Here is a 20,900-nt window from a genome sequence, read left to right as displayed (position 1 = left end):
GGTCACCGCCCTCAACCCGCACATCGGCTACACGGCCGCCACCGACATCGCCAAGGAGGCCCTCGCCACCGGCCGGGGCGTCGCCGAACTCGTCCTGGAGAAGGGTCTGTTGCCACCCGAGACGCTCGCAGCCCTGCTGCGGCCGGAGGCCGTGGCGGGCAGCGGCCAGGCCCTGACCAAGGAGCGAGCATGAGACTCGAGAACGTCAACGCCGTGATCACCGGAGCGTCGAGCGGCATCGGTCAGGCGGTCGCCTCGCACTTCCGCCGCGAGGGCGCCAACCTCCTGCTCACCGGACGGCGACCCGAGCCGCCGGGGGACCGTTCGGACGATCTCTACCTCGCCGGGGACCTCAACGACGAGACCTTCGTCTCCGAGCTCGCCGACCGGGCGGCGGACCACATGGGAGCCGTCGGAGTCGTCGTCCTCTGCCATGGGCTCCAGCGGTCCGCCCCGCTCGCGGAGACGACCTACGACGACGCGCGTGACGTGCTCCACGGCAACCTCCTCAGCTCGTTCCTGGTCATGAAGCACCTGATGCCGCTGGCTCCCGAGTCGGGGGCGTCGATGGTGTGCGTCAGCTCGCGCCTCGGCATGGTCGGCATGCCGAACCAGACCCTGTACTCCGCCGCCAAGGGCGGGCTCATCGCGCTCGCGCGCGGCGCCGCCATGGAGTGGGCGCCCCGCAACATCCGCGTCAACGTGGTGGCGCCGGGGCTGACCGTGACGCCGATCATCGAGGCCTCGTTCCAGCGGCGTCCCGATCCGGCCGCCTACCGGCGCACGAGAGAGGAATCCATCCCGCTCCGCCGGCTCGCGACCCCCGAAGAGATCGCCGACGCGATCCTCTTCCTCGCCGGCCCGGAGTCGTCGTACGTCACCGGTGCCGTCCTGCCCGTGGACGGAGGCTATACCGCGTTCTGAGGCCCCCGCCCGGCCAGCCGCTCCGGTGGCGCGCCGGGCCGGGCCGGGGAGGCGTACGGAGTTACCGTCGGCGGCGTGGACGGTGATCGCCGAGGGTGGCGGGCGTGTGTGCTCAGCGGGGCGGTGTTCGCCGTGTGCATGGCCGGCACCACGCTGCCCACCCCGCTCTACCCCCTCTACCAGGAGAAGTTCGGCTTCGACGAGCTGACGGTGACCGTGGTGTACGCCGTGTACGCCTTCGGGGTCATCGGTGTGCTGCTGCTGGTGGGCAACGCCTCGGACGCGGTCGGCAGACGCGCGGTGCTGCTGTGGGGACTGGGCTGCTCGGCGGCGAGCGCGGCCTGCTTCCTGGGCGCCACCGGGCTCGGCTGGCTGTACGCGGGACGGCTGCTGTCCGGACTGTCGGCCGGACTGTTCACCGGGGCCGCCACGGCGTACGTGATGGAGCTGGCGCCGTACGGCGGTGCCTCGCGCGCCACGTTCGTGGCGACGGCCGCCAACATGGGCGGACTGGGCTGCGGTCCCCTGCTCGCCGGGGTGCTCGCGCAGTACGCCCCGTGGCCGCTGTACCTGCCGTTCGCCGTACATCTCGCCCTGCTGGCCGCCTCGGCCGCCGTCCTGCTGCGGCTTCCGGAGACGGTGGGGGAGCGCCGGCCGCTGAGCACCGTACGGCCACGACGACCCGCGCTCCCCGTGCCGGTGCGGGCGGTGTTCGCACCGGCGGCGATCGCCTCGTTCGTGGGGTTCGCGCTGTTCGGGGTGTTCACGTCGGTCAGCCCGGCGTTCCTCGCGGAGTCCCTGGACGTGCACAACCACGCCGTGAGCGGGCTGGTCGTCGCGCTGGCCTTCTTCGCCTCGACCGCCGGGCAACTGGCGGTCGGCCGGGTCGGCGTGGGGCGCTCCCTGCCGCTCGGCTGCGCCGGCCTCCTCGCCGGCCTGGCGCTGCTGGCCGGCGCGCTCCACTGGAACCTGCTGACGCTGGTGGTCCTGAGCGCGCTCATCGGCGGGACCGGACAGGGCCTGGCGTTCCGCGCCGCGCTGGCCGCGGTCGCCGAGGCCTCCCCGGCGGACCGCCGCGCGACGGTCATCTCGACCCTGTTCGTGGTGGCCTACGCCGGCATCTCGGTCCCGGTCATCGGCGTCGGCCTCCTGACGGACCCCCTCGGCCTGGAGAACGCCGGACTGGCCTTCATCGTCTGCATGACCGCCCTGGTCTCGACGGCGACGGCGTACCTGCTCCGGCGGCCGGCACGCGCGGGAAGGTGACACCCCCGAAGGTGGCACCCCCTCACCGCGCACCCGGCCGGGCGCCGCGCAGGAACAGGGCGCTGGTGAGGGTGCCGAGGAGGACGACGGCGGCGTTCACCGCGATCGCGACCTTCAGACCGCCGAGGACGGCCGTGGCTCCGGCGCCGGTCATGGCGGCGGTGGCGACGGCGCTCATGATCGGCGTTCCCATGGTGATGCCGACCTGCTGGGTCATGGTGGCGAGACCGGTGGCCAGGCCCTGTTCGTGGTCGGCGAGCCCCGAGGTGGCGGTGACCATGAAGCCCAGGACCGTGCCCTCGCGGAGCTCGTCGGCCACCTCACCATGAACTGCGAGGAGTTCGCCTCCCGCTGGGCCCGGCACCCGGTGCGCACCTGCACCTCCGGAGTGAAGCACCTGTGGCATCCGCTGGTCGGCGCGATGGACCTCAGTTTCGAGAACCTGGACATCCCGGGCACCTCCGGCCAGCGCCTCATCGCCTACACGGCCGAGCCCGGCTCACCGTCGGAGGCGGCGCTGCGGCTCCTCGGCAGCATGACGGTTCCGGTGACGCAGGACCCGACGCCGGTACGGCGCTGAAGCGTCTCCGTACCCCGCGGACACTGACCGTGCTCAGGGCCGACCCCACCACCGGCCACCGCCGGGACAATGAGGCACATGACGCCGCACACCATCGACGAGCCGTATCAACTCCCCGACCCTTACGGAGACTTGGCCGCCACCGCCCCGGCGCAGCCGCTCCCGTACCACCGGCTGGCCCTGACGACCGGGAAGCACCGGTGGTGGCGGCCGCTGGCCGGGACCGGCGTCGTGTTCGGCGGCGCGATCCTCGTCATGCTGGCGGTGCTCATCGCCGGCGAGATCGCCGGTGCCGTACTCGACCGCCCCCGCGACGCCGACGGCTACGTCGTGTGGGGCGGAATCGGTGACACCGCCTTCGCGCTGCTCTCCCTCGGCCTCGTCACCCCGTTCGTACTGCTGGCCGCGCGATGGGTGCAGCGCCGTCCGGCGGGCACGGTCTCGTCGGTGGCGGGCGCGCTGCGGTGGTGCTGGCTGGGGCTGTGCCTCGCGGTGGCCCTGCCCGTGTCCGCGGCGACCCTGGGCATCTCGATGCTGCTGCCCGATCCCGAGGAGAGCTGGGGCGAGTTGGCGTGGGCCGGACTGTCGCCCTTCCTGCTCGGCCTCGCGACGGTCTGCCTGCTCGTGCCGTTCCAGGCCGCGGCCGAGGAGTACGTGTTCCGTGGCTGGCTGACCCAGGCGGTCGGAGCCTGGTGCCGCTCCCCGTGGGTCGCGGTGGCACCGCAGGCGGTGCTCTTCGCCGCCGCGCACGGCTGGGGGACCCTCTGGGGCTTCGTCGACCTGGTGGTGTTCGGCCTCATCATGGGCCTGCTGACCCTGCGTACGGGCGGACTCGAAGCGGCGATCGCGCTGCACGTCCTCAGCAACCTTGTCCCGATGAGCTTCCTGGCGGCGATCGCCGGAGGGCTCGAATCCGAGGAGACGGCCGCCGACATGGACTGGATGATGCTGGCCGTCGACGTCCCGATGGTCGCCCTCTACGCGGCGGCCGTCCTGTGGCTGGCCCGCCGCCGTCCGCGGATGACGGGGCGCGCCCACCCGGCCCTTTCTGCAACCGTCTGTGTTCCCCCCGTTGACACTCCGCACATCCCCTCTTAAGGTCGCGCCAGCATTCCGAGCGTGTGGCGAGATTTCGAACGATGGAGAGGCAAGTTCCTTGCGTATCACCGGGAAAGGCACACACGCCTGGCCGGAACGCCGCACCGACGCACTGATCGGCGAGCCGCGGGACTCCGCGGCGTCCGGCCCCCGGCTCATGCGACGTGCCGGACGACCTGATTCGCGATGATCGCGGAGAGAACCGTCGGCTGTCGCCGCCCCGGCCGTCCACCCTCGCCGAAACAGGTACGCGAGCCCGCCGTCGATGCCCTGCCGACCCCGTCGACCCCGTCGACCCCGGTGGTCCCGTCGACCTCGACGGCCACGGGCGGGTCCCCCCGCCACCCGGCCGGCTTCACAGCTCTCCCGCCGACGCGCGGTACGCCGTCACGCCGTCCGCCCGGTATGCCCTCACGCCGTATCCCGGCACAGCCGCACACCGTCACACCCCCCTCTCTCTCAACGACGAGAAGAACAAGGAACGATCACCATGCTCAACCGAAGAGCCGCCCTCGCCTCCCTCGCCGGAGCGGCCTCCCTCGCCCTCACCCTGTCCGCCTGCGGCGGCGAGACCAGCGCGGCCGGCCCCGAGGGCGGCACCATCGGCATCGCCATGCCGACCCGGGCCTCCGAGCGCTGGCTCACCGACGGCAAGAGCGTCGTCGACAGCCTGAAGGCCAAGGGGTACGAGACCGAGCTGGTCTATGGCGAGGACGACCCGGCGACCCAGGTCTCCCAGATCGAGGACCTGATCAAGCAGGGCGTCGACGCGCTGATCATCGCGGCCATCGACAACAAGTCGCTCAACGGCGCGCTTGAGCAGGCCGCCGCCGCGGACATCCCGGTGATCTCCTACGACCGGCTCATCCTCGGCACCAAGAACGTCGACTACTACGTCTCCTTCGACAACGAGCAGGTCGGCCGGCTCCAGGCCCGCCACATCATCGACAAGCTCGGCCTGGAGAAGGGCAAGGGCCCGTTCAACATCGAGCTGTTCGCCGGCTCCCCCGACGACAACAACACCCGGTTCTTCTTCGACGGCGCGATGCACCTGCTGCAGCCGTTCCTGGACAGCGAGCAGCTGGTCGTCCGGTCCGGCCAGACGGCGCTCGAGGAGATCACCACGCTGCGCTGGGACGGCCCCACCGCGAAGAAGCGCATGGACGGCATCCTCGCGGAGTCGTACGGGACGGAGAGGGTCGACGCGGTCCTGTCGCCGTACGACGGCATCTCCCTCGGCGTCCTGTCCGCGCTGAAGGAGGACGGCTACGGCTCCGACGCCCAGCCCCTCCCGGTCGTCACCGGCCAGGACGCCGAACTGGCCTCGGTGAAGTCGATCATCGCGGGTGAGCAGTCGCAGACCATCTTCAAGGACCTCAGCCAACTCGCCGAGACCGCGGCGGTCATGGCCGACGACATACTCGTCGGCAGGACACCGGAGCTGAACAACAGAAGGGCCTACAAGAACGGGGTCAAGGCCGTGCCCGCCTACCTGCTCCAGCCGATCAGCGTCGACAAGACCAACTACGAGTCCGTCCTGGCCGTCAGCGACCGCTACGACGCCATCGGGCTCGACTGATCGCCCCCTTCCGCTCCCGCACGGGCAGCGCGTACGCGGAGGAATCGGCGCCGCCCCCGCCCGCCCGGCCGTGGCGGTCACGACGAGTCGACGGGTGCCGGGCTGCGCGCGGCCCGCTCAGGGGACACCATGTTCGCAGGGGGCGGGCCCGCGGCCGGACCGAGCGCGCGTGGATCTCGGCGGGAGAGGGGACGCACCCCATGCCTGAGCTGCCAGACGTCGAGGGGTTCCGGAAGGTGCTCGAGTCCTGCGCGAAGGGCAGGGTCATCCAGCGCGTCGACGTCCGCGACCCGGGCGTCCTGCGCGGGGTGAGCGCCCGGCGACTGCGGGACGCGCTGGAGGGCCGGCGTTTCACCGCGCCGGAGCGGCACGGCAAGTGGCTCCTCGCCCGCACCGGCGGCCCCACCGTCATGCTGCACTTCGGCATGACCGGCCAACTGGTCTGCTGCCGTCCCGACGACGAGGTCGAGGCGCACGACCGCGTCCTGTTCACCGTCGCCCGTGACCGTCAGCTCCGCTACCGCGACCAGCGCAAGCTGCAGGGCCTGTGGCTGGCCGACGACGAGTCGGAGGTCGCCCGGCTCCTGGGACGCCAGGGGCCCGACGCGATGGCGGTGAACCGGGCGGAGTTCGAGGCCGCGCTCTCCGCCCGCCGTGGCAGCGTCAAAACGGCCCTCACCGACCAGTCCGTCCTGGCCGGACTCGGCAATCTGCTGGCCGACGAGATCCTGTGGCGGGCGGGACTGCGTCCCACGAGCCGGGCGAGCGACCTCACCGAGGCCGATCGCCGTCGCCTGTACACCCATATGCGCCGCACCCTGCGCTCCGCGGTCACCGCCGGCCGCGTCCCGCCGCGCGACTCCTGGCTCACCGGCCACCGCGACGACCCCGTCCCCGTCTGCCCGCGCTGCGGCACCCCCCTGCGCCGGTCCCGTACGGCGGGCCGGGGCACGGTGTGGTGTCCGCGGTGCCAGTGACGCGGGCCCCTGGGTCTCCGCGCGGCCGTCCCGCGGCTCAGTGGTCGTCGCGGATGGTGGTCGCGATGCCGTTGCTGATCACGACCTCGGCGGTGAAGCCCTTCTTGGCGGCCGCTTCCAGTTCGGCCTCGGTGCACTCGATGCCGCCCTGGCCGCCTTCACCGGTGTTCGTGTCACCGCAGATGTCGCCGTAGCCCCAGATCTCGGTGTCCTCGGCGACGAGGAACTGCTGCTCGACGCCCTTCATGTCGGAGACCGTGTACTTGCCCGGAGCCAGGTAGGAGACGTTGCCGAACCAGGTTCCGTTGACGCCCTTGCCGTTGTTGATGCCCTCGACGACGGTCTCGCGGGAGCCGGAGTCGGAGCCCTGCTGGGCGGCGCGCCGCTCGGTCACCAGGGTTGCGATGCCGTTCTTCATCTCCACGTCGGCGCCCACGGCCTTCTTCTTCGTGGCCGCCTCCAGCTGGTCCAGCGTGCACGGCGCGTCCACCTTGGACCCCACCTCGCCGCATATCGTGCCGACGCCGTAGACCTGGGTGTCGTCGGCGACCAGGAACTGCTGGTCGCCCTTGCCCGGCACGGACACGATGAACTTGCCCGGGGCGAGATAGGTGACCTGGCCATTCCTGAACGAGCCGCTGACGCCCTTGGAGCTCTTCGCGTTCTCCGCGCTCGTCGAGTTCCCCGAGCCGTCGGAGCTCTTCGAGCCGCCGGCGTTCTTGGCGTCCGACGCCTTCTCCGCGACCGCCGTCGTGTCCGTTCCGCTCGTGCCGGACGAGCGGTCGTCGGTGCCGTTCTGGCACGCCGTCATCAGCAGGCCGGCGGTGATCGCGGCGGCGACGGTGACGGCCTTGCGCAGGTGGCGGTTCATCACGGGAGGTTCCTTCCGAGGCGGGGTGGCAGGGGCCGGCGGCGTTCTCCGCCGGTCTCTTGCTCTGTGCTGACTATGAGGAGCCCCAGAGCCCTCAGGTCACGCCCGTCTTCTCTTCAGGACACCGCCGTGGCACAGCCGTGACACGGCAACACATCGGCCGCGGAGGGCACTTCACCGACGCGCCGCATTGCACCGGCGGGGAGCTCGCGCGCATGCGCCGCACCACCGGCGCGGGCACGCACATCACCACCGGTCGCCCCAGCGTCAGCTCCCGTGCGGCGGTTCGTTCACGGAGTGGGACCGCCCGGCGCCTCGTTCGCGGCACGGCGGTACTCGGCGTTGATGCGCTGCGCTTCCTCGAGTTGGTCCTCGAGGATGACGATGCGGCAGGCAGCCTCGATCGGGGTACCCCTGTCGACGAGCTCACGGGCGCGGGCGGCGATGCGCAGCTGGTAGCGGGAGTACCGGCGATGCCCGCCCTCCGAACGGAGCGGAGTGATCAGACGGGCTTCGCCGATGGCGCGCAGGAAGCCCGGGGTGGTGCCGAGCATCTCGGCGGCCCGGCCCATCGTGTAGGCGGGGTAGTCGTCGTCGTCCAGACGATCGTTCAGGGGTGTGTCTGCTGTCATGTCACCTCGTAGTGCAACGCGTCGAGGGGCCCTGGTGCCGTACGGCACCAGGGCCCCGAAGGAAATTCAACACCATCTGTCGGCCCTACTGCTGTGCCGACCTTCTGTTTCCGCTACCCGGCCGACGGGCGGGGTGCGGGGATCGCGGCTGCGTGACCGGGGACCACCATCCAATCCGGGGTCTTGCGGTACCCGGGCCGAGTGGTCTCGGGCCGGGCGATCCTGATGGCGTCTGCTCCTCCGTTCTTGCTCAGTTCCAACCACTTGTACGAACGGGTACTGCGGTCTTGCTGTACTGCGGTCTTGCTGTACTGCGGTTACCCGGCAGTTCGTGTCTGCCAGGTCTCACTCGACTCTGTCGATGAGAAAGAGCGTAGACCGGCTGTGCGCGAATGTCTACTCTGGCGAAGATAGATTTTCGTCCGAGCGCACGACAAGACAGCTGTGAGGGCCCTGCCGAAGCGCTTCGGCAGGGCCCTCACAGCTGTCTTGTGCGGCGGCGGTTACCGCCTGGGTTCATCCGTCCGGCCGTCCGTGCCACCGAGCAGCGCCGACGCGGTCCCCAGCGGATCGGGCGCGCTCACGGGTGCGGCCTGGGGGCCGGTGTGGCAGGTGAAGCCGAGGCGGCTCATGGCACGGGTGACTTCGCCGCTGGTGAAGTCGCGGCGGTCCTGCCGGGTGATGACCTGGCCGACCTGCTTGACGGGATAGCGGCGGCGGCCGATGGTGACGGACTCACCCGTGAGGAGCTCGGGCCTGACGCCCTTCATCAGGGCCAGCACTCCGCTCTTGGTCAGTTCGAACGGGTACCGGGCGATGACGCAGTGCATGGTGCCTCACAGGGAGAAGGGGGACGGCTGACCGGGCGAGCCGAACGGCCCGCCGAGGACGTCCCGCAGCCGGATCCGGTCCGTGTACAGGGGGCTGTCGTGGAGGACGGCGAGCTGGGCCCGGCTGATCACGCCTGTGGACTGGTCGTCCCCGTCGCACAGGGTCAGGTACTCGACACGGGCACCGGCCATGACGGCCAACGCCACTTCGACGGTCATGTCGTCACGGACCCGAGGTCCGGGTCCTGACGTGCCCGTGTCGTCGACCACGGTCATGGAGGCGGGATCCGCCATACGGTGCCACGTCTGAGCCGATGTCAAAGGTGTCTCCCAGGGGAAGGTGCGGGTGGTGAACAGCGGCTTCAGGCGGCCGAGTCGAACGCGCGCTGCCGCCGTCCCCTGCTCCCACGCGCCGCCTCGGCGGCGGGCCGGCCCCGGACGGCGCGGCTCCGGGACGGGGAGGGCACGCGACGAGGACGTTCCGCGGCCGGGGCGGTGATGACGACCGGGACACCGGAAGGGGCCTGCGCGCCTGTGATGCGGCTCAGCTCCGCCTCACCCGAACGTACCTGGGCGATCCGGGGCGTGATCCCGGCCGATGCCATCAGTCGGCTCACGCCGCGGCGCTGGTCGGGAGTGACCAGGGTGACCACACTGCCGGACTCCCCGGCGCGGGCCGTACGGCCACCGCGGTGCAGGTAGTCCTTGTGGTCGCCGGGCGGGTCGACGTTGACGACGAGGTCGAGGTTGTCGACGTGGATCCCGCGCGCCGCGACGTTGGTCGCCACCAGCGCGGTCACCTGCCCGCTCTTGAACTGGGCCAGCGTCCGCGTGCGCTGCGGCTGGGACTTGCCCCCGTGCAGGGCCGCGGCGCGGACGCCGCTGTTCAGCAGATGCCTGGTGAGCCGGTCCACCGCGTGCTTGGTGTCCAGGAACATGATCACGCGGCCGTCGCGCGCCGCGATCTCGGTGGTCGTGCGGTGCTTGTCGGCGTCGTGCACATGGAGGACGTGGTGCTCCATCGTGCTGACCGCTCCGGCCGACGGGTCGACGGAGTGGACCACCGGGTCGGTCAGGTAGCGGCGGACCAGCAGGTCGACGTTGCGGTCCAGGGTGGCGGAGAAGAGCATCCGCTGCCCGTCCGGGCGCACCTGGTCGAGCAGGGCGGTGACCTGGGGCATGAAGCCCATGTCGGTCATCTGGTCGGCCTCGTCGAGGACCGTGATGGCGACGTCGTCGAGCCGGCAGTCGCCCCGGTCGATGAGGTCCTTGAGCCGTCCGGGTGTGGCGACCATCACCTCGGCCCCGGCGCGCAGCACACCGGCCTGCCTGCCGAGGGACATCCCGCCGACCACGGTGGCCACGCGCAGACTCACGGCACGCGCGTACGGGGTGAGCGCGTCGCTGACCTGCTGGGCCAGTTCCCGGGTGGGGACGAGGACGAGGGCGAGCGGCCGCCGGGGTTCGGCGCGCCGCCCCGCCGTACGGGCCAGCAGCGCGAGCCCGAAGGCGAGGGTCTTGCCCGACCCGGTGCGGCCACGGCCGAGCACGTCACGGCCGGCCAGGGAGTTCGGCAGGGTCGCCGCCTGGATCGGGAACGGCACGCTCACGCCTTCGTGGCCGAGCGCGGCCGTCAGCGGCGCCGGCAGGGCGAGATCGGCGAACGACTCGACCGCGGGCAGCGGGGGAGTGATCGTCTTCGGGGGTGCGAAATCACTTCGTGCGGCCTGTCGATTTCCCTGGGCCTTGGAGCGGCGCCGGGCATCGGAGCGGCCGGCGGCAGCGCCTCCCCCGAAGCGATCGTATGTGCGGGTTTTCTGTGCGCGATTCATGCGGAACCTTCCTTGATGCGGCGCGTGGCAAGGAATTCCCGCAGCGAATGAGCGGCGCAGAGAATCTCGAGAACGAGCCGACGGCGATGCGGGCCGCGCCCTGAAATGCGACGAGCTGGGGCCCGCACCCCAAGGTGCGGGCCCCAGCTGCGAAGTATGCGCGTCGGTGCCGGTGTCAGGCGGGGACGATGTTCTCGGCCGTCGGGCCCTTCTGGCCCTGCGCGATGTCGAACGACACCTTCTGGCCTTCCAGCAGCTCGCGGAAGCCCTGGGTGGCGATGTTCGAGTAGTGGGCGAAGACGTCGGCGCCGCCGCCGTCCTGCTCGATGAAGCCGAAGCCCTTTTCCGCGTTGAACCACTTCACGGTGCCAGTAGCCATTTTGTTTCTCCTTCGGAGGCGGTGTCAGAAATCCACCCTGTGTGAATTCCTGGTGTCGCCGTGATGATTACCCCGTCGGAAAATGAACCCTCTGGCAACCACACCTGCAACTGACATCGACAGTAGCACGGCGCGATCGGCCCTGTGCGGTCGATAATTCCGATCGGGTGGCGGGCGAGGGAATACTCGCCGTGCGCATCACCTATTTCTCATGTGGCGAACACAGATATTGCTCCTCGCGGGCACGGCGTTTCCTGCCCGGCATTGCGGCCACGGGGGAGCCCGTTCACCGCACGAACTCCGCGGGCCTGGTGGCCTTGCCGAGGAGCCACTCCAGCGGGCCGCGCCGGAAGCGGCGGGACCAGAGCGCGGCGAACACGGTCATCGCGACGACGAAGCCGAGCAGTACGTGCAGCGGGGAGCCGGGCAGTTCCTCGATGCCCAGCAGGCGGATGCCGACGACGTGGAAGACGTACGCGGTGAGCGACATCGAGCCGACCGCGATGACCGGGCGGGCGAGGCGGTGGAAGGGGGGGAGGCGTCCACGGCGGCGAGGCAGCCGATCAGGACCGCGAGCGCGACACCGGTGTTGGCCAGGATCGACAGGTCGTCTCACTGTGCGGTGAGGCCACGAGCAGCCCGGCCGGGGTGTCGCCGCTGGGGTAGCCCCAGGTGTCGGACCACCAGGCCGACGCGGCCGAGCCGCCGTCGGCCCACCCGGACGCGCTGAGCGCGGACATCGTGCCGGGCACCAGGCGCAGCGCCAGCCAGGAGCCGCCGTAGCCGAGCACGGCGAGAGCCGCGCCCGTGACGGCGAGGCGTGTGCGTACGACCGTGGAGGCCAGGTCCAGGCGGGCCACCGCCATACCGGCGATCACGAAGGGGATCCAGGTCAGGGCCGGGTAGCCGCCGGTGAACAGCAGTGAGACGAGGCCGTCGGCGTCCGCCGGCCAGGCCCAGATGCCGCCCGGGCCGCCGCCGGAGTTCAGGGCGCCTTTGATGACGTACAGGAGCTGCGGCATGACCAGCGCGCTCCCCGCGGCGATGGCCGCCAGCGGGCCGGCGCTCAGCCGGTACAGCGGCAGGACCAGCAGGAAGTACAGGCCGTAGAAGGCGAGGATCACCTCGACCGGTGTGCCGGACAGGGTCAGCACGGTGCCGACCACCAGCAGGATCAGCGCCCGGATCACCACCCTGGCGACCGCCTGCCGGCCCGCCCGGCCCGTCTTCGGGGTACGGCGGCCGGTGATCAGCATGATCGAGAACCCGGCCAGGAAGGCGAAGAGAGCGGAGGCCCGGCCGTGCGCCAGCTCCATGAGGAAGCCGGTGGTGCCGCCTTCCGACGGGTCGGGGCCGACATGGGCGGCGTACATCCCGAAGACCGCGAGCCCTCGGGCGAGATCCACCCCGATCAGGCGTCCCGTCGAGGGTCCGCCCCTTCGCGGCGCCACGGCCGGTTCGTTCGCGGGCGTCTCGGACACGGTGGTGGCCGGCGTCGCGAACACCGTGCCGGCTGCGTTCTGGGTCATGTCTCCCAGGCTGGAGAGCGGCCCGGACGCGGAGTATCCGGCGACCGTCCGGTCCCTCGGGTCCCCGCCGTCCGGGCGGGCCTGCCCCCCCGCTCGGGGGGACCGCTCCCCCCCCCGGGCGGGGGGAGTGTCCCGTCCGGCCGCCGCACGGGCGACCGCCCGTTCTACGGTCGGAGCCGGAACGGTGACAATCGACATCGGCGTGCGATCAGAGGCGTACGCACAACGACGACGAGGCGGAACGCACGTGATCCGGGTAGTGGTGGTCGACGACGAGGCCTTGGTGCGGTCCGGCTTCAAGCTCATCCTCGGTGCGGCCGACGACATCGAGGTCGTCGCGACCACGGCGGGCGCGGAGGCGGTCGACACCGTACGGCGGGAGCGGCCGGACGTCGTGCTGCTGGACATCCGCATGCCGGACGTCGACGGGCTGACCGTGCTGCGGCACCTGCGCGCCCTGCCGACGCCTCCGGTGGTGGCGATGCTGACGACGTTCGACGCCGACGAGTACGTCCTGACCGCACTGCGCTCCGGTGCGGCCGGCTTCCTGCTGAAGGACACCGAGCCCGATCAACTCGCCCAGCTCGTACGGACGCTGGCCGCCGGCGGGGTCGTCATGTCACCGAAGGCCTCCCGCGCCGTCTGGCAGAGCCACCCCGGCGCCGGCCCGGCCGCCGACAGCGAGGAGACCACACGGGTGGGACGGCTCACCGAGCGCGAACGCGCGGTCCTCGTGCTGATCGCCGAGGGGCTGTCCAACGGCGAGATCGGCGCCCGCGTCCACCTCAGCGCCGGCACCGTCAAGGACCACGTCAGCGCGATCCTGACGAAGCTGCGCGTCAGCAGCCGGGTCCAGGCTGCGCTGCTGGCCCAGCGGGCCGGGCTGCTCGACGGCGGAGACGGCGCCCACGGGCGGCATGGTGGAGACGGCCCGCGCGGTGGGGACGGCCCGCGCGGTGGGCAGGCGCAGTGGCCGGGGGTGGGGCGGTGAGCGAGGTCCGGGCTGGGTGGGTCCGCTTTCCTGTGCCGGTCTTCGACGCCGTCGAGGACCGCGTCAGCGCGATCCTGACCAGGTTGCGCGTCAGCAGTCGGGTCGAGGCCGCGCTGCTGGCCCAGCGGGCCGGGCTGCTCGACGACGGGGACGGCCCGCGCGGTGGGGACGGCCCGCGCGGTGGGGACGGCCCGCGCGGTGGGCAGGCGCAGTGGCCGGGGGTGGGGCGGTGAGCGAGGTCCGGGCCTGGTGGGTCCGCGTTCCCTTGCCGGTCCTCGACGCCGTCGTCGTCGTGGTCGCGCTCGCGGACGTCTGGATCGGACTGTGGGACGAGTCCGACTTCGCGGTCGCCTTGTCCCTGGCAAGCTGTGCCGCCCTCGCCCTCCGCCGGCGCTTCCCGCTCGCCGTCTTCGCCTGCACGCTGCCGGCCGCGCTGACGCAGGACGTCGTCGTCGCCCCGTTCGCCGCGCTGTTCACCCTCGCCGAGCGGTCCCGCGACCGCCGTCTGCTCGCGGTGTGCGCCGTGCTGTTCGCCTCCGCCTCGGCCACCCCCTGGCCGCTGAACGAGCTCAGCCCGCACGAGCGCACCTGGACCCTGGTCACCTTCTTCTACACCCTCGCCATGGCCGCCGCGCCCGTGCTGCTGGGCCAGCTCGTCCAGGCCCACCGGGACCTGTCCCGGCGGCTCGTCGAGATCGAGGAAGCCCGCGAACACGAACGCCTGCTTCACTCCCAGGCCGTACTCGCGCGCGAACGCGCCCAGCTGGCCCGCGAGATGCACGATGTCGTGTCCCATCAGGTCAGCCTGATCGCCGTACAGGCCGGTGCGCTCCAAGTCGCCGCCAAGGACCCGGACTTCAAGGAGGGCGTCGGCACCATCCGCTCCCTCAGCGTCGACACCCTCGACGAACTGCGGCACATGGTCACCCTGCTCAGGGCCTCCGGGGGGCGAGCCACCGAGCTCACCCCGCAGCCCACCCTCGCCGACCTCCGCACACTCGTCGCGACCAGCGGCATCCCCACCGAACTCACCGGGGAACTACCGGCGGACATCAGCACGACCGCCCAGCGCGCCGTCTACCGCACCGTCCAGGAAGCCCTCACCAACGTCCGCAAACACGCACCCGGCGCCACCGCGGCCGTACGGCTCTGGCGCGACGGCGACACCTACGGTGTGACGGTCACGAACACGCCCCCCACCCGCCCCGCCCTGCCCCTCCCGAGCTCCCAGCAGGGCCTCATCGGCCTCCGGGAGCGCGCCGAACTCCTGGACGGCACCCTCGACTCCGGGCCCACCCCGGCCGGCGGCTACGAGGTGAACCTACGGATCCCCGCCCAAGTGGACTGACCGCGCCCGCTTCTCTCTGCCCCCCCGCAGCGCCCGCCAGACCGACGGAGACCGACGGAGACCGACGGAGACCGACGGAGACCGACGGAGACCGACGGAGACCGACGGAGACAGTCAGAGACCGACGGAGACCCGGTGGAGACCTGATGGAACGACGCCAGTTGGAATACTTCATCGCCGTGGTCGAGCACGGCGGATTCACCGCCGCGGCCATGGCGCTCCATGTCGCGCAACCGTCGCTGTCGCATGCGATCCGGTCCCTGGAACGCGAATGCGGCGGCAGACTCTTCCACCGACTCCCGCACGGTGTCGCCCTCACCGCCGCCGGTGAGGCGCTGGTCCGGCCGGCCCGGCAGGTCCTGCGCGACCTGTCCACGGCGGTCGAGGGCGCCGACTGGCGCCGTCCCGACGGACCGCACCCCACCTGGCGGGACCGTGCGGATCATCCGGTCGTCCACGTCGACTGGGACGACGCCCGCGCCTACTGCGCGTGGGCCGGCACACGCCTGCCCACCGAGGCGGAATGGGAACGCGCCGCCCGGGGAGGCCTGCACGCGAAGGTGTTCCCCTGGGGCGACGAGTTCGAGCCGGGCGGCCGTCCCCGGATGAACGTGTGGCAGGGCGAGTTCCCGAACCGCCACCCGACGGCCGACGGCTGGTACGGCACCTGCCCCGTCGACGCCTACGACCCCAACGGCTTCGGCCTCTACAACGTCACCGGCAACGTCTGGGAGTGGTGCGAGGACCCGTTCGCGCCCTCCGTCGGCTCAGAGCAGCGTGTCACCAAAGGGGGTTCCTACCTCTGTCACGCCTCCTGCTGCCGCCGCTACCGGGTCGCCGCGCGGCAGGGACTCCTCCCGGACCCGGCAACCGGCAACGTGGGGTTCCGCTGCGCCCTGGACATGACGTGACCCCTTTCGACTCCCTCACTTCGGCGCTCCGGCGACTGATTCACGGCGAACGCCCTGAGGCCCGGGTCTCCGACCCGGGCCTCAGGGCCCTTCTGTTGGATCTCCGCGGCCGCGCATGCCTGGGAACACCTGGTCGCCCAGGACGCGGACGGTGACTCCGAGGAGTCCGTCTCCATCCCCGACCCGGCCGCCGGCACGTACACGATCGAGGTGTTCGGCTTCTCCGTCCCGTCGGGATCGGCCGCCTTCGACTACGGCGACGCCTGCTTCTCCCCCGCGCTCGGCTCGACCACGATCGACGGCTCGGCGGCGGTGAAGCTCGGCACGGGTACGTCGAGGACGGTCTCCGCGCGGCTGAAGGCCGCGACGACCCCGCCCGAGGGCCGCGATCTCCTCGGTGAGGTGCGCCTGGTGAACAAGCGCGGCACGGTCGTGAGCGTGGGTACCGAGAGGATCGAGAAGACCACGGAGTAACGACACGGCACGGCCATCGCCACGACGGCCATCGCCGCGACGGCTACGGGGGCTGCCGTCATCCTCAGTCGTCTTCCCGGCCCGTCGGCTGGTGCCTGGTGCCGCCGTGGGCCGAGGTGGTCACCCGTGGCTCGGGCACGTACTCCGGACACAGGGGGTCGTGGCACGGGCCCGCGGTCCAGACGGGAACGTAGACGCCCATGGTCTTGTGTCGTTGCACGACGGCGTCCACGGGCCCTTCGCACGAGGGGCAGAAGTACCCGGACGACGACGCGGTAGCCCTCTTCCTCTGCTTACTTGCACCCATAATCGTACTTTACTACGCATTTGCCATCTCTTGGCGGCCGCTTGGCGTCAGGTGTCGGGCGGCTCGCTGCCGGCGTCCGTCCGCGGACGGTCATCAGGTGGGCCGGAGGGCAGGGGCCGAGCCATGCTCAGCCCGATGGAAACGGCGAGAACGGCGACGATGACGGCGAGGCTGAGCGGCGAGGGGATCTCGGGCACGGAGGGGCTGATCGTCTTGTGGGACGCCTGGAGGATGAGCTTGACCCCGATGAAGGCGAGGATGAAAGCCAGTCCCTTGCTCAGGTAGTGGAAGCGGTCGAGCAGCCCGGCGAGCATGAAGTACAGGGCGCGCAGTCCGAGGATGGCGAAGGCGTTGCTGGTGTAGACGATGAAGGCGTCACTGCTGACGGCCAGCACGGCGGGCACGCTGTCGACGGCGAAGACGAGGTCGGCGGCTTCGATCGCGGCCACGACGGCGAGCAGCGGCGTGGCGACGCGTTTCCCGGCTTCCTTGACGAAGAAGTGGGTCCCCACGTACTCGTCCCGTACCGGGACGACCTTGCGAAGCAGTTTCACGGCGATGCTCTTGCCGGGGTCGAAGCTGTCGTCCTCCTCTTTGAAGATCTTGTAGGTGCTGTAGAAGAGGATCGCGGCGAAGACGTACAGGACGGCCGTGAAGCGGCTGACCACCGCCACACCGGCGGCGAGGAAGATGCCGCGGAAGACCAGGGCGCCGAGGACACCGAGAAACAGCACACGGTGCTGGTAGGCACGCGGCACGTTGAAGTAGCCGAAGATCAGGGCGAAGACGAAGAGGTTGTCGACCGACAGGCTCTTCTCCAGGAGCCACGCGGTCGTGTACTCGACTCCGGCGGTCGTGCCGACCACCGCGAAGACCACACCACCGAAGACGATCGCCAGGCCCACCCAGACACCGCTCCAGGCGGCGGCCTCGCGGAAACCGATGACGTGTTCCTGCCGGTGCGCGAGGAGATCGACCGCCAGCGACACCAGCACGGTGACGGCGAACGCCACCCACATCCACAGCGGCACGTCATGCACGGTTCCGACCTCTCCAGCGCGATCGACCGGCGGTCTTCTTACGAGTCTGGGGCATGCGGCGGCGGGTTGTCTCCCGGTGCTCACCGCCACGGGCCCCCACGATCGGCAACCACGGCTCCCGTGTCTGTTCGGCCCGGCGTTCCGGGAGGTAACTTGGTGGAGAAGGCCCCTGACGGAGGGCGATTCGATGCCGTGGTACCTCTGGCTGCTCGCCGCCGCGGCGCTGGGTGCCGCGGAATTCTTCACCCTGACACTGGTCTTCGGGCTGCTGGCGGGCGCCGCGTTGGTCGCCGCCGTGGTCGCCGGTGTGGGCATCGGCGTTCTCGGCCAGCTCGTGGCCCTCGGAGCGGCAGCGGCAGCGGGCCTGGTCATCGTCCGTCCTGTCGCGATGCGGCACATGGCACAGCAGCCCCTCACACGCGACGGCACCGACGCGCTGATCGGCAAGCGGGCCGAGGTCATGCAGGAGGTCACCGCGACCCGCGGCCTGATCAAACTCTCCGGCGAGGAATGGTCCGCCCGCGCCCTCGACGAGAGCCTGGTGATCCCGGTGGGCGCGCTGGTGGACGTCATGGAGATCGAAGGCGCCACGGCCATCGTCTATCCCCGAGAACTCCTTCCGTGATCGGCCGGACACCGGCGCGGCTGAACACATAGCAACGGAGGCACTGTGGATCCAGTTGTCGTCCCCCTTCTCGTGGCGGCCCTCGTCGTCGTCTTCCTCGTGGCCTCCACCGTGCGGATCGTCCCGCAGGCGCGCCGCTACAACATCGAGCGGTTCGGCCGTTACCGCCGGACGCTGCAGCCCGGCCTGAACCTGGTCCTGCCGGTGGCGGACCGCATCAACACCAAACTCGACGTGCGCGAGCAGGTCTACTCGTCCGACCCCAGGCCGGTGATCACCGAGGACAACCTCGTGGTGAACATCGACACCGTGCTCTACTACCAGATCACCGACCCGCGGGCGGCGGCCTACGAGGTCGCCGACTATCTGCAGGCGATCGATCAGCTCACCGTGACGACGCTGCGCAACGTCATCGGCAGCATGGACCTGGAGGAGACGCTCACCTCGCGTGAGGAGATCAACTCCCGGCTCCGCGCCGTCCTCGACGATGCCACCGGCAAGTGGGGCATCCGGGTCAACCGCGTCGAGATCAAGGCCATCGATCCACCGCACACCATCAAGGAGGCGATGGAGAAGCAGATGCGGGCCGAGCGTGACAAGCGCGCGGCCATCCTGCACGCCGAAGGGGAGCGCCAGGCCAAGATCCTCACCGCGGAAGGCACCAAGCAGAAGGACATCCTGGAGGCACAGGGCACGCAGCAGGCCATGATCCTGCGGGCGGACGGCGAGGCCAAGGCGGTGGAGCTCGTCTTCCAGGCCGTCCATCGCAACAACGCCGACCCGAAGATCCTCGCCTACAAGTACCTCGAGACGCTCCCGCACCTGGCGAGGAGCGACAACAACACGTTCTGGGTGATCCCGGGCGAGCTGACCGAGGCGGTTCGGACCGTCACCCGTGCGTTCGGTGACCAGCCGACGGCAGGCCCTCCCACCCCTGCGCAACCCGACGAAGCAGCAGCAGCCGCCGACGACACGCCGGGCGAGATCCGGATGCCGCAGCTCGATGCGGGATCGACGGTTTCCCTCGACGCCGCCACGGCCGCTGACGAGGCCGGGAGGCAGGCCGCCGCCGCGGTGAGCGACGCCAAGGCGGAGGCCGAGGCGGCGAAGTCGCCCCAAGTGCCGCGCCGGGGGCGGACGTCCGACGACTGAGCGCTGCCGGCCGTCGCGCCACCCTCGTCGACGACCGCAGCGCACAGCAACCGCGACGCCCCCGGCCACGCTTGCGGGTTTCGCGGCGCCGGGGCCCGTGCCGCGCCGAGTGGCGGCCCTGCTCGGGCCTGCTCCCGCCGCGCGCAGCTGGCCGTCGGTGTTCACCTCGGTGGGCCTGGCGGCCTGGGGTGCGGCCGCGGGAACGGCCGTGTGGGCGATGTCCTCCGCCAACTCCGCGGTGACGATGGGCCTCATCCTGTACGCCGCGACACCCCTCTGAGAGGTGACCGTGGTGGCTGTGCTGCTCGCTCCCTCGCCCCCGATCCGATGCGCTGTGGCGGAAGATCCGGCGAACCTGCACACCGTTCACCCAGGGGTCGTATGAGACATGAGCAGCTGTCATGTTCACCCGCGTGCCAGCAGCTTTGGCGTGGGTCTGCCCGCTCCGGGAACCGGGGCGCAACCCTGGTGCGCGAAGCGGGACGGCGGGATGTGTGAGGGTATTGACGCATTTCTGGGCCGGATCATCACATCGGTGAGCCCGGTCCTCGTGATGCGGCCTCACCCCGTTTCCTCTCAGTGACCGGCTCCCCTGCGGCGTGCTTGGATCACGTGCTTGGTGGGGCCGCCGGGAACGGTTCCTTGTCCTGGGAACCGGGCGGACACCACCCTTGACACGAGCTCACTCGAAGGGAACCGCTCTCCCATGAACCTCAACTCCCAGGTGAACACGGCCGAGTTGTCCGAAGCCGACCTGGACAACGTCTCCGGTGGTCTCGCGGCCGACGCCTCCGGTGCCCTCGCGGGCAACCTCTCCGGCGTTCTCGCCGGCCACCTCCAGGCCGAGACCCCGGTCGGTGGCGTCTGCGCCGGCGTGGTCGGTGCCGCCTCGGCCGAGGGTGTCGCGGCGGGTCTGCACGTCAACACCACCGGCCACTGACGACAGGCTGCCCCGGGCCTGGGATCCATCGCACGCTGGTGGATGATGCGGTGCCCTGATCGCCGCGCCCAGCCGGAGGGAACGGACCCGGAAGGACCGGCCGAAGGTCATCCGTCGTGCTCTCACGAAGGCCGGTGCGCCGGGCCGGGCCCCGCGAAGGGCCCGGCCCGGCACGCGTCTCCCTGAGCCGGTCACGGGTCGAACTCGTGCGGCGGCTGGCCGAGGATGAAGCAGGCTTCGCGGACGACGGCCTGCTCGGTCTTGTCGAAGTCGCCGACGGCGCCGCCGATGACGATGACGATGACGATGCCGATCCGGATGACGGCGTGCGCCTCCGCGGGCTTCTTCTCCACCTTGGCGACCTCCTGCGACACGCTGACCTTGCCGAAGCCGAAGCCGAAGCCGAAGCCGAAGCCGAAGCGAAGCCGAAGCCGAAGCGAAGCCGAAGCCGAAGCGAAGCCGAAGCCGAAGCCGAAGTCCGCGGTCAGCTTGTCGAGGTTGTCGTCGAACCGGCGCTGGAGGTCGTCGGCGGGGAAGTTCCGCAACGCCTCGTCGGTGGCGACGAGCTGGGCGACGCGGCGGCGCCCGGCCGGGTCGATGCGGACTCCTTGGGGC

The 20,900-nt window shown here is 71.0% G+C and carries 22 protein-coding genes and 4 pseudogenes; 16 read left to right on the top strand and 10 right to left on the bottom strand.

Translation table 11 applies throughout. The features are described 5' to 3' along the window. The 3 genes from ACWD26_RS39270 to ACWD26_RS39260 all read left to right on the top strand — a co-directional run. On the top strand, positions 1-193 hold a 193-nt coding region (locus ACWD26_RS39270), incomplete at its 5' end, for an aspartate ammonia-lyase (protein WP_451277711.1). After that, on the top strand, positions 190-924 hold the full coding sequence (locus ACWD26_RS39265) for an SDR family NAD(P)-dependent oxidoreductase (RefSeq protein WP_451277709.1): 735 nt from the start codon (positions 190-192) through the stop codon (positions 922-924). The genes ACWD26_RS39270 and ACWD26_RS39265, both read left to right, overlap by 4 nt. A 75-nt stretch (positions 925-999) precedes the next feature. After that, positions 1,000-2,190, top strand: coding sequence for an MFS transporter (locus tag ACWD26_RS39260; protein ID WP_451277707.1), 1,191 nt, complete (start codon positions 1,000-1,002; stop codon positions 2,188-2,190). Between the two features lie 22 nt (positions 2,191-2,212). Here the strand turns inward: ACWD26_RS39260 and ACWD26_RS39255 are convergent. Beyond that, positions 2,213-2,482: pseudogene (locus ACWD26_RS39255) on the bottom strand (MFS transporter); the annotation flags it as partial. Between the two features lie 33 nt (positions 2,483-2,515). On the opposite strand from ACWD26_RS39255, the gene ACWD26_RS39250 reads away from it, so the two are divergent. From ACWD26_RS39250 to ACWD26_RS39235, 4 genes are all read left to right on the top strand, one after another. Further along, positions 2,516-2,770, top strand: coding sequence for an MmyB family transcriptional regulator (locus ACWD26_RS39250; protein ID WP_451277705.1), 255 nt, complete (start codon positions 2,516-2,518; stop codon positions 2,768-2,770). A 78-nt stretch (positions 2,771-2,848) separates the two neighbouring features. Continuing rightward, positions 2,849-3,868 carry a CPBP family intramembrane glutamic endopeptidase gene (locus ACWD26_RS39245; RefSeq protein ID WP_451277703.1) on the top strand — a complete coding sequence of 340 codons (1,020 nt, stop codon included), beginning with the start codon at positions 2,849-2,851 and terminating at the stop codon, positions 3,866-3,868. A gap of 490 nt (positions 3,869-4,358) precedes the next feature. Then, positions 4,359-5,447: a multiple monosaccharide ABC transporter substrate-binding protein gene (gene chvE / locus ACWD26_RS39240; RefSeq protein WP_451277701.1), complete on the top strand. Its 1,089-nt coding sequence runs from the start codon at positions 4,359-4,361 to the stop codon at positions 5,445-5,447. A gap of 200 nt (positions 5,448-5,647) precedes the next feature. Beyond that, the gene (locus ACWD26_RS39235; protein ID WP_451277699.1) at positions 5,648-6,424 is read left to right on the top strand and encodes an Fpg/Nei family DNA glycosylase; all 777 of its coding nucleotides are present in this window, start codon (positions 5,648-5,650) and stop codon (positions 6,422-6,424) included. A 37-nt stretch (positions 6,425-6,461) separates the two neighbouring features. Here the strand turns inward: ACWD26_RS39235 and ACWD26_RS39230 are convergent, their stop codons facing one another. The 7 genes and pseudogenes from ACWD26_RS39230 to ACWD26_RS39200 all read right to left on the bottom strand — a co-directional run bounded on the left by ACWD26_RS39230 (position 6,462) and on the right by ACWD26_RS39200 (position 12,497). Next, positions 6,462-7,295: a hypothetical protein gene (locus tag ACWD26_RS39230; protein WP_451277720.1), complete on the bottom strand. Its 834-nt coding sequence runs from the start codon at positions 7,293-7,295 to the stop codon at positions 6,462-6,464. A 290-nt stretch (positions 7,296-7,585) separates the two neighbouring features. Further along, a complete protein-coding gene (locus ACWD26_RS39225) occupies positions 7,586-7,927 on the bottom strand; it encodes a helix-turn-helix domain-containing protein (RefSeq protein ID WP_451277697.1) in 342 nt (113 codons plus the stop codon). 503 nt (positions 7,928-8,430) lie between these two features. Further along, a complete protein-coding gene (locus tag ACWD26_RS39220; protein ID WP_451277695.1) occupies positions 8,431-8,757 on the bottom strand; it encodes an SCO5918 family protein in 327 nt (108 codons plus the stop codon). A 6-nt stretch (positions 8,758-8,763) separates the two neighbouring features. Next, positions 8,764-9,051 carry a CBS domain-containing protein gene (locus ACWD26_RS39215; protein WP_451277693.1) on the bottom strand — a complete coding sequence of 96 codons (288 nt, stop codon included), beginning with the start codon at positions 9,049-9,051 and terminating at the stop codon, positions 8,764-8,766. A gap of 68 nt (positions 9,052-9,119) precedes the next feature. Further along, entirely contained in the window at positions 9,120-10,589 is a 1,470-nt protein-coding gene (locus ACWD26_RS39210; protein WP_451277691.1) for a DEAD/DEAH box helicase, read from the bottom strand. Between the two features lie 175 nt (positions 10,590-10,764). Beyond that, positions 10,765-10,968, bottom strand: coding sequence for a cold-shock protein (locus tag ACWD26_RS39205; RefSeq protein ID WP_028799214.1), 204 nt, complete (start codon positions 10,966-10,968; stop codon positions 10,765-10,767). Between the two features lie 286 nt (positions 10,969-11,254). Further along, positions 11,255-12,497, bottom strand: a pseudogene (locus ACWD26_RS39200) (DUF418 domain-containing protein). A gap of 247 nt (positions 12,498-12,744) precedes the next feature. On the opposite strand from ACWD26_RS39200, the gene ACWD26_RS39195 reads away from it, so the two are divergent. The 5 genes from ACWD26_RS39195 to ACWD26_RS39175 all read left to right on the top strand — a co-directional run bounded on the left by ACWD26_RS39195 (position 12,745) and on the right by ACWD26_RS39175 (position 16,221). Then, entirely contained in the window at positions 12,745-13,488 is a 744-nt protein-coding gene (locus ACWD26_RS39195) for a response regulator (protein ID WP_451277689.1), read from the top strand. After that, complete coding sequence (locus ACWD26_RS39190; protein WP_451277687.1) at positions 13,485-13,721, top strand: hypothetical protein; 237 nt, start codon at positions 13,485-13,487, stop codon at positions 13,719-13,721. The genes ACWD26_RS39195 and ACWD26_RS39190 overlap by 4 nt, the downstream gene beginning before the upstream one ends. Next, the gene (locus ACWD26_RS39185) at positions 13,718-14,836 is read left to right on the top strand and encodes a sensor histidine kinase (RefSeq protein WP_451277685.1); all 1,119 of its coding nucleotides are present in this window, start codon (positions 13,718-13,720) and stop codon (positions 14,834-14,836) included. Before ACWD26_RS39190 ends, ACWD26_RS39185 begins: the two co-directional genes overlap by 4 nt. 146 nt (positions 14,837-14,982) lie before the next feature. Next, entirely contained in the window at positions 14,983-15,747 is a 765-nt protein-coding gene (locus ACWD26_RS39180; protein WP_451277683.1) for an SUMF1/EgtB/PvdO family nonheme iron enzyme, read from the top strand. Between the two features lie 210 nt (positions 15,748-15,957). Continuing rightward, positions 15,958-16,221 carry a hypothetical protein gene (locus tag ACWD26_RS39175; RefSeq protein ID WP_451277681.1) on the top strand — a complete coding sequence of 88 codons (264 nt, stop codon included), beginning with the start codon at positions 15,958-15,960 and terminating at the stop codon, positions 16,219-16,221. A 354-nt stretch (positions 16,222-16,575) separates the two neighbouring features. Here the strand turns inward: ACWD26_RS39175 and ACWD26_RS39170 are convergent, their stop codons facing one another. After that, positions 16,576-17,568, bottom strand: coding sequence for a TerC family protein (locus ACWD26_RS39170; RefSeq protein WP_451277679.1), 993 nt, complete (start codon positions 17,566-17,568; stop codon positions 16,576-16,578). A 187-nt stretch (positions 17,569-17,755) separates the two neighbouring features. Between ACWD26_RS39170 and ACWD26_RS39165 the strand changes: the two genes are divergently transcribed. The 4 genes and pseudogenes from ACWD26_RS39165 to ACWD26_RS39150 all read left to right on the top strand — a co-directional run bounded on the left by ACWD26_RS39165 (position 17,756) and on the right by ACWD26_RS39150 (position 20,285). Beyond that, positions 17,756-18,193 (top strand): NfeD family protein, encoded by a 438-nt coding sequence (locus ACWD26_RS39165; protein WP_451277677.1) that lies wholly within the window; start codon positions 17,756-17,758, stop codon positions 18,191-18,193. 45 nt (positions 18,194-18,238) lie between these two features. Then, positions 18,239-19,345 (top strand): SPFH domain-containing protein, encoded by a 1,107-nt coding sequence (locus ACWD26_RS39160; RefSeq protein ID WP_451277675.1) that lies wholly within the window; start codon positions 18,239-18,241, stop codon positions 19,343-19,345. A 55-nt stretch (positions 19,346-19,400) separates the two neighbouring features. Next, a pseudogene (locus ACWD26_RS39155) lies at positions 19,401-19,625 on the top strand (M56 family peptidase); the annotation flags it as partial. A 426-nt stretch (positions 19,626-20,051) separates the two neighbouring features. Beyond that, positions 20,052-20,285: a type A2 lantipeptide gene (locus tag ACWD26_RS39150; RefSeq protein WP_451277673.1), complete on the top strand. Its 234-nt coding sequence runs from the start codon at positions 20,052-20,054 to the stop codon at positions 20,283-20,285. Between the two features lie 191 nt (positions 20,286-20,476). On the opposite strand, the pseudogene ACWD26_RS39145 reads toward ACWD26_RS39150, so the two are convergent. Beyond that, positions 20,477-20,884, bottom strand: a pseudogene (locus ACWD26_RS39145) (TerB family tellurite resistance protein); the annotation flags it as partial. Positions 20,885-20,900 lie beyond the last annotated feature (16 nt).

The sequence above is a fragment of the Streptomyces sp. NPDC002787 genome, assembly GCF_053592095.1.
This window is presented reverse-complemented; position numbering and strand designations above follow the sequence as displayed.

What these genes read in the sequence shown, in the direction of transcription:
- ACWD26_RS39180 (WP_451277683.1), top strand. Translation starts at nt 14,983, where the DNA reads ATGGAACGACGCCAGTTGGAATACTTCATCGCCGTGGTCGAGCACGGC.
- ACWD26_RS39220 (WP_451277695.1), bottom strand. Translation starts at nt 8,757, where the DNA reads ATGCACTGCGTCATCGCCCGGTACCCGTTCGAACTGACCAAGAGCGGA.
- ACWD26_RS39205 (WP_028799214.1), bottom strand. Translation starts at nt 10,968, where the DNA reads ATGGCTACTGGCACCGTGAAGTGGTTCAACGCGGAAAAGGGCTTCGGC.
- ACWD26_RS39235 (WP_451277699.1), top strand. Translation starts at nt 5,648, where the DNA reads ATGCCTGAGCTGCCAGACGTCGAGGGGTTCCGGAAGGTGCTCGAGTCC.
- ACWD26_RS39250 (WP_451277705.1), top strand. Translation starts at nt 2,516, where the DNA reads ATGAACTGCGAGGAGTTCGCCTCCCGCTGGGCCCGGCACCCGGTGCGC.
- ACWD26_RS39165 (WP_451277677.1), top strand. Translation starts at nt 17,756, where the DNA reads ATGCCGTGGTACCTCTGGCTGCTCGCCGCCGCGGCGCTGGGTGCCGCG.
- chvE (WP_451277701.1), top strand. Translation starts at nt 4,359, where the DNA reads ATGCTCAACCGAAGAGCCGCCCTCGCCTCCCTCGCCGGAGCGGCCTCC.
- ACWD26_RS39245 (WP_451277703.1), top strand. Translation starts at nt 2,849, where the DNA reads ATGACGCCGCACACCATCGACGAGCCGTATCAACTCCCCGACCCTTAC.
- ACWD26_RS39215 (WP_451277693.1), bottom strand. Translation starts at nt 9,051, where the DNA reads ATGGCGGATCCCGCCTCCATGACCGTGGTCGACGACACGGGCACGTCA.
- ACWD26_RS39230 (WP_451277720.1), bottom strand. Translation starts at nt 7,295, where the DNA reads ATGAACCGCCACCTGCGCAAGGCCGTCACCGTCGCCGCCGCGATCACC.
- ACWD26_RS39210 (WP_451277691.1), bottom strand. Translation starts at nt 10,589, where the DNA reads ATGAATCGCGCACAGAAAACCCGCACATACGATCGCTTCGGGGGAGGC.
- ACWD26_RS39265 (WP_451277709.1), top strand. Translation starts at nt 190, where the DNA reads ATGAGACTCGAGAACGTCAACGCCGTGATCACCGGAGCGTCGAGCGGC.
- ACWD26_RS39225 (WP_451277697.1), bottom strand. Translation starts at nt 7,927, where the DNA reads ATGACAGCAGACACACCCCTGAACGATCGTCTGGACGACGACGACTAC.
- ACWD26_RS39150 (WP_451277673.1), top strand. Translation starts at nt 20,052, where the DNA reads ATGAACCTCAACTCCCAGGTGAACACGGCCGAGTTGTCCGAAGCCGAC.